Raw genomic sequence first — 6,078 nt, 5'->3', positions numbered from 1 at the left:
TGTTGCGCGGGGCCGTTGGGGGCGGTGAGGCCGTTGGAGGCGCCGTCCTGGTTGACGGCCGAGCCGCGGATCACGGCGAGCACCTCGTGGCCGTTGCGGCGTGCGTCGGAGAGCCGTTCGAGCAGGAGCACGCCGACGCCCTCGGCCCAGCCGGTGCCGTCGGTGGCGTCGGCGAAGGACTTGCAGCGGCCGTCGGGCGCCAGCCCGCGCTGCCTGGCGAACTCCATGAACGTGACCGGGGTGGACATCACGGCGACTCCGCCGGCCAGGGCCAGGTCGCACTCGTCGGCGCGCAGCGACTGCACGGCGAGGTGCAGGGCGACGAGGGAGGAGGAGCAGGCGGTGTCGACGGTCAGGGCCGGTCCTTCGAAACCGAAGGTGTAGGAGATGCGGCCGGAGGCGATGCTGGCCGCGCTGCCGTTGCCGAGGTAGCCGTCGAGCCCGGCGGGCGGCTCGTCGAAGCGGGTGCCGTAGTCGTTGTACATGACGCCGGCGAAGACACCGGTGGCGCTGCCCCGGAGGTCCGCAGGGCGCAGGCCGGCTCGTTCCAGTGCCTCCCAGACCACTTCGAGCAGCAGGCGCTGCTGCGGGTCGGTGGCCAGGGCCTCTCGGGGTGACATGCCGAAGAAGGAGGCGTCGAAGTCGGCCGCGTCGTGCAGGAACCCGCCTTCGCGTGTGTTGCAGGTTCCGGGGCGGGACGGGTCGGGGTCGTAGAGGGCGTCGAGGTCCCAGCCGCGGTTGTCGGGGAAGCGGGAGACGCCGTCCGTCCCGGTGTCGACGAGGTGCCACAGGTCCTCGGCGGCGCGCACGTCGCCGGGGTAGCGGCAGCTCATGGAGACGACGGCGATGGGCTCCGTTGCCTTGGCCTCGACCTGGCGCAACCGGGCGCGGGTGCGCTGCAGGTCGGTGGAGACGCGGGTCACGAATTCGCGAAGCCGGTCCTCGCTCACGGGTCGGTCTCCCTTCGGCAGCGAGAGCGGCGTCTCGCCGGGGGTGCGGCACTTCGGTTCGGTCTCCCGGCGCCGCTGCGCGTCGGGGCCGGCGGGGCAGCGGTGTACGTCCGGTGCCCTCGGGAGACGGCCCCCGGCGCTCCCGGCACCGGGGCCGTCCTGCCGCCGATTATGGGCGGGTTCCCGGGCACGCCCGGCCTGCGGCCAGGGGCTCTAAGAGAACTTCTAGCGTTGCCGGACGGTCGTGGACGCGCCCTGTACGGGCGGTGCGGCGGTCAGATGCGCAGGGTCGTGTCGAAGGCGCCGGCCTGCACCGGCGGCAGCAGGCCCTGCTCGGCGGAGTGGTCCAGGAGTGCGCGGGCCGCGTGCAGGCCGCCGGTGCCGAGTTCGGCGGTGAAGTCGTTGACGTAGAGGCCGATGTGCTGGTCGACCACCTCCGGTTCCATCTCCTGGGCGTGGCGGAGCACGTACGCCCGGGAGGCGTCGGGCGTGGCCCACGCGGCCCGTACGGAGGCCCGGATGCTGTCGGCGGTTCGGCGCAGCGCGGCCTCGCCGAGGGAGCGTCGCGCGACGATGGCGCCGAGCGGGATGGGCAGGCCGGTCTCCTTCTCCCACTCCTCCCCCATGTCGGCCAGGCAGTGCAGGGAGTAGCGCCCGTAGGTGAAGCGGGCCTCGTGGATGACCAGGCCCGCGTCGACGCGGCCGTCGCGGACGGCGGGCATGATCTCGTCGAACGGCAGCACGACGGGCTCCTCGACTCCGCCGGGCACCGCGTGGGCGGCCCAGAGCCGGAAGAGCAGGTAGGCCGTGGAGCGGGTGCTCGGCACGGCGATCCGCGCACCGGTGAGGGCGGCCGGCTCGGTGGGTTCGCGGGTCAGTACGAGGGGGCCGCAGCCGTGCCCGAGTGCTCCGCCGCAGGGCAGCAGCGCGTACGTGTCGAGGAGGTGGGGCAGGACGCCGTAGGAGACCTTCAGGATGTCCGCTTCGCCTCGTTCGGCTGCTCCGTTGGTGACGTCGATGTCGGCGAGGGTCACTTCCACGTCGGGTGCGCCGGGGATGAGCCCGTGGGTCCAGGCGTGGAAGGCGAAGGTGTCGTTGGGGCACGGCGAGTGCGCCAGGGTGAGCGGTGCGGTCATGGGCGGTCGCTTCCTTGTCTTCGGCGGCCTGCGCTGTGTCCGGGCCGCTGCGGGACCTTTGTGCGGGAGGTCACGGCGGTGCTGCGGCTGCGGCGGCCCGCGCCCGTCGGGCGGCGGGGTACGCGTGTCCAGCAAACCGGTTGCGGGTGTGGGGTTTTCCCCACACTGCCCTCCGCCAGGATGAGGGTGCCCCACCCGGCGCGGCACCGCTGCCCGCCGTCCGGCGGGGGTCCGTGGCGGTCGGCTGTTGTCCGGCTTCCCGGGTCCGCGCGGAGGCGGCGGGCGGCGTCCGGCGCCTCTCGGGGCGGGCGGGCTCCGTTCCCTCCGGGTGTGCCCGGGCGCAACGGCCGGTCGGGCGGGGCGGCATGGCCGTCGTGTGCGGTCCCGTCGACGAGTCACGTGCCGTGCCGCGTGACCGGACTCATTCCGTGTGCCGCCAGGCACTGACCGAGGAGGTTCCCGGCCATGGACGCTGGGCTCAAGCGCGAACTGGAGGAGAAGGTCCTCTCCGGTGAGCGGCTGTCCCGCGAGGACGGCATCGCGTTGTACGCGTCGGACGACCTGGCGTGGCTGGGCGGGCTCGCGCACGAGGTGCGCACCCGCAAGAACGGCGACGTCGTCCACTTCAACGTCAACCGCCATCTCAACATGACCAACGTGTGCACCGCGTCCTGCGCGTACTGCTCCTTCCAGCGCAAGCCGGGGGAGAAGGACGCCTACACGATGCGCATCGAGGAGGCCGTCCGGCTCGCGAAGACGATGGAGAACGAGCACCTCTCGGAGCTCCACATCGTCAACGGCCTGCACCCGAACCTGCCGTGGCGCTACTACCCGCGCTCGCTGCGGGAGTTGGGCAAGGCGCTGCCGAACGTCTCGCTGAAGGCGTTCACCGCGACGGAGATCCACCACTTCGAGACGATCTCGGGGATGTCCGCGTCGGAGGTCCTCGACGAGCTGATCGACGCGGGTCTGGAGTCGCTGACCGGTGGTGGCGCGGAGATCTTCGACTGGGAGGTCCGCCAGCACATCGTGGACCACCGCACCCACTGGGAGGACTGGTCGCGGATCCACCGTCTGGCGCACGAGAAGGGTCTGAAGACCCCGTGCACCATGCTGTACGGCCACATCGAGGAGCCGAGGCACCGCGTCGACCACGTGCTGAAGCTGCGTGAACTCCAGGACGAGACCGGCGGCTTCCAGGTCTTCATCCCGCTGCGCTACCAGCACGACTTCGTCGACATGCAGGACGGCAAGGTCCGCAACCGCCTCCAGGCCCGCACCACCATGGCGACCGGCGCCGAGGCGCTCAAGACCTTCGCCGTCTCCCGGCTGCTCTTCGACAACGTGCCGCACGTCAAGGTCTTCTGGGTGATGCACGGCGTGCAGACCGCCCAACTCGCCCTCCAGCACGGCGCCGACGACATGGACGGCTCAGTCGTCGAGTACAAGATCACGCACGACGCCGACAACTACGGCACGCCGAACAAGCTGACCCGCGACGACCTGCTCGACCTGATCCGTGACGCCGGTTTCCGCCCCGTGGAACGCAACACCCGTTACGAGATCATCCGCGAGTACGACGGCCCGGACCCGGCTCGACGCGAGTCGCCGCAGCCCATGCGGGTGTGAGTGCCCGGCGGCCGCTGATGCTCGCTTTCCCCCTTCCGCATGCCCACGACACTGCCAGGCAGGTGTGAATGTCCCAGCAGACGACGAACGACCAGGACCTGGAAGTCTGGATCGACCAGGAACTGTGCACCGGTGACGGAATCTGTGCCCAGTACGCCCCCGAAGTCTTCGAGCTGGACATCGACGGGCTCGCCTACGTCAAGGACACCGAGGACGAACTGCTCCAGAACCCCGGCGCCACGACGAGGATCCCGCTGGAGGTGCTCACGGACGTGGTCGACTCGGCCAAGGAGTGCCCCGGCGCCTGCATCCACGTGCGGCGGGTCACCGACCAGGTCGAGGTCCACGGTCCCGACGCAGACGGCGACTGACTCCAGCACTCCACGGGACAGGTGGGGCGGCCGTCCTCCCCGGCTGACCGGCCGCCCCGCCTCTCCCCCGCCCCCTCCGCTCCGCGGTCGCGCCCGCCGGCACTGGTTCGGCCACCCAGGAAAGGACACGTACGTCTCATGAGTCCCACCGCTTCCGACGACCTGTGGATCCGCAGGTTCCGCCCCGCGCCCGACGCCGCGGAACGCCTGGTGTGCTTTCCGCACGCCGGAGGCTCGGCCAGCTTCTACCTCCCGGTGGCCACTGCGCTCAGCCCGGGTGTCGACGTGGTGGCCGTCCAGTACCCCGGACGCCAGGACCGGCGGCAGGAGCCGGGCCCGTCGTCGATCGCGGCGCTGGCCGACGAGGTCTCCCGGGCCCTCGCCGTCTGGGACGACCGTCCGCTGACGTTCTTCGGCCACAGCATGGGCGCCCTGGTGGCCTTCGAGGTGGCACGCCGGATGGAGTCCGCCGGCTCCGGCCCGGTGCGCCTGTTCGCCTCCGGGCGCCGTGCGCCCTCCCGCACCCGCAACGAGACGGTGCACACCCTCGACGACGACGGTGTGGTGGCGGAACTGCGGGCGCTGGCCGGCACCGACACCCGGTTCCTCCAGGACGAGGAGCTGCTGCGCATGGTGCTGCCCGCCATCCGCAGCGACTACCGGGCCGTGGAGACCTACCGGTGTGAGCCGGGGGCGGCGCTGAACTGCCCGATCACCGTCCTGACCGGCGACGCGGACCCCAAGACCTCGCTGGAGGAGGCGGGTGCGTGGGACGAGCACACCGCCGCCGAGGCGGAGCTGCTGGTCTTCCCCGGCGGGCACTTCTACCTCTCCGAACGGCCCGGTGAGGTCCTCGCCGTGCTCACCGAGCACTTCGCCGCGTCACCGGCCCGCCGCTCCTGACGGCGTCCGCGCGCCCGCACCGACCCTCCCCGCTCTCCTTCTCCCCTCGACCCGATGCGGAGCTGTGCACCGATGACCGAGCAACGCGCCTGCCTCACCGCGCCGTCGGCGCACAGCAGACGACAGCGACCCCGCGTGGGCCACATCCAGTTCCTCAACTGCCTGCCGCTGTTCTGGGGGCTGGCGCGGACCGGCAGCCTGCTCGACCTGGACCTGCGCACCGACACCCCGGACGGCCTCAACGACGCGCTGGCCGGGGGTGACCTCGACATCGGGCCGATCAGCCTGGTCGAGTTCCTGCGCCACGCAGACGACCTGGTCGCCCTCCCTGACATCGCGGTCGGCAGTGACGGCGACGTCATGTCCTGCCTGATCGTCAGTCAGGTACCGCTGGAGGAGCTGGACGGCGAGCCGGTGGCGCTCGGCTCCACCAGCCGCACCTCCGTGCGGCTGGCGCAACTGCTGCTGGCCGAACAGGTGGGCGTGCAGCCCCGGTACCACGTGTGCCCGCCGGATCTGCGGACCATGATGACCGAGGCCCGGGCAGCCGTGGTCATCGGCGACGCGGCCCTGCGCGCCGCGCTGCACGAGGCGCCCCGGATGGGGTTGCGGGTGCACGACCTGGGCCGGATGTGGAAGGACTGGACGGGACTGCCCTTCGTCTTCGCCGTGTTCGCCGCCCGGCGCGAGTTCCTGGACCGGGAGCCCGAACTGGTGCGCCGGGTCCACTCCGACCTGCTGGCGTCGCGCGACCTGTCACTCACCGAGGTGGGCAAGGTCTGCGAGCAGGCGTCCCAGTGGGAGGAGTTCGACGCCGCCACGCTGGAGCGCTACTACACCACCGCACTCGACTTCCGTCTCGGCCCCGAACAGCTCGCCGGGATAACGGAGTTCGCCCGTCGGGTGGGCGGTGCCGACGAAGGCTTCCCGCCCGACGTGCGCGTCCGGTTGCTCGGGGCCACCCCCGCGTGACCTCGCACCCATCCGAAGAGACCGGAAAGGCCGGCATCATGCCCCGACCTCCGCAGAACCCGCTCCAGTCCGTGCTCGACCGTGCCGCCGACGGCGGGCGCATCACCCCGGAAGAGG

General features: G+C 71.7%; 6 protein-coding genes. 4 read left to right on the top strand and 2 right to left on the bottom strand.

Features of this window, described 5'->3' with window-relative positions; translation table 11 throughout:
* Nucleotides 1-950, bottom strand: a 950-nt coding sequence (locus ACYVE9_RS12975; protein ID WP_461027967.1) for a beta-ketoacyl synthase N-terminal-like domain-containing protein, incomplete at its 3' end; no start/stop codon positions are given.
* Nucleotides 951-1,225: 275 nt separating this feature from the next.
* Nucleotides 1,226-2,086 (bottom strand): 1,4-dihydroxy-6-naphthoate synthase, encoded by an 861-nt coding sequence (locus ACYVE9_RS12970; protein ID WP_461027966.1) that lies wholly within the window; start codon nucleotides 2,084-2,086, stop codon nucleotides 1,226-1,228.
* 465 nt (nucleotides 2,087-2,551) lie between these two features.
* Between ACYVE9_RS12970 and mqnE the strand changes: the two genes are divergently transcribed.
* From mqnE to ACYVE9_RS12950, 4 genes are all read left to right on the top strand, one after another.
* Nucleotides 2,552-3,715 carry an aminofutalosine synthase MqnE gene (gene mqnE, locus ACYVE9_RS12965; RefSeq protein WP_461027965.1) on the top strand — a complete coding sequence of 388 codons (1,164 nt, stop codon included), beginning with the start codon at nucleotides 2,552-2,554 and terminating at the stop codon, nucleotides 3,713-3,715.
* 68 nt (nucleotides 3,716-3,783) lie between these two features.
* The gene (locus tag ACYVE9_RS12960) at nucleotides 3,784-4,086 is read left to right on the top strand and encodes a ferredoxin (RefSeq protein ID WP_461027964.1); all 303 of its coding nucleotides are present in this window, start codon (nucleotides 3,784-3,786) and stop codon (nucleotides 4,084-4,086) included.
* Nucleotides 4,087-4,224: 138 nt separating this feature from the next.
* Nucleotides 4,225-4,989: a thioesterase II family protein gene (locus ACYVE9_RS12955; RefSeq protein WP_461027963.1), complete on the top strand. Its 765-nt coding sequence runs from the start codon at nucleotides 4,225-4,227 to the stop codon at nucleotides 4,987-4,989.
* A 72-nt stretch (nucleotides 4,990-5,061) separates the two neighbouring features.
* Nucleotides 5,062-5,961 (top strand): menaquinone biosynthetic enzyme MqnA/MqnD family protein, encoded by a 900-nt coding sequence (locus ACYVE9_RS12950; RefSeq protein ID WP_461027962.1) that lies wholly within the window; start codon nucleotides 5,062-5,064, stop codon nucleotides 5,959-5,961.
* Nucleotides 5,962-6,078: the final 117 nt, after the last annotated feature.

This window comes from Streptomyces sparsus (assembly GCF_054776295.1).
The sequence above is the reverse complement of the archived record's forward strand: the minus strand, read 5'-3'. Positions and strand labels throughout refer to the sequence as shown.

Excerpts from the sequence above, each read along its gene's own strand:
- ACYVE9_RS12960 (WP_461027964.1), top strand. The coding sequence starts at position 3,784 with ATGTCCCAGCAGACGACGAACGACCAGGACCTGGAAGTCTGGATCGAC.
- ACYVE9_RS12955 (WP_461027963.1), top strand. The coding sequence starts at position 4,225 with ATGAGTCCCACCGCTTCCGACGACCTGTGGATCCGCAGGTTCCGCCCC.
- ACYVE9_RS12950 (WP_461027962.1), top strand. The coding sequence starts at position 5,062 with ATGACCGAGCAACGCGCCTGCCTCACCGCGCCGTCGGCGCACAGCAGA.
- mqnE (WP_461027965.1), top strand. The coding sequence starts at position 2,552 with ATGGACGCTGGGCTCAAGCGCGAACTGGAGGAGAAGGTCCTCTCCGGT.
- ACYVE9_RS12970 (WP_461027966.1), bottom strand. The coding sequence starts at position 2,086 with ATGACCGCACCGCTCACCCTGGCGCACTCGCCGTGCCCCAACGACACC.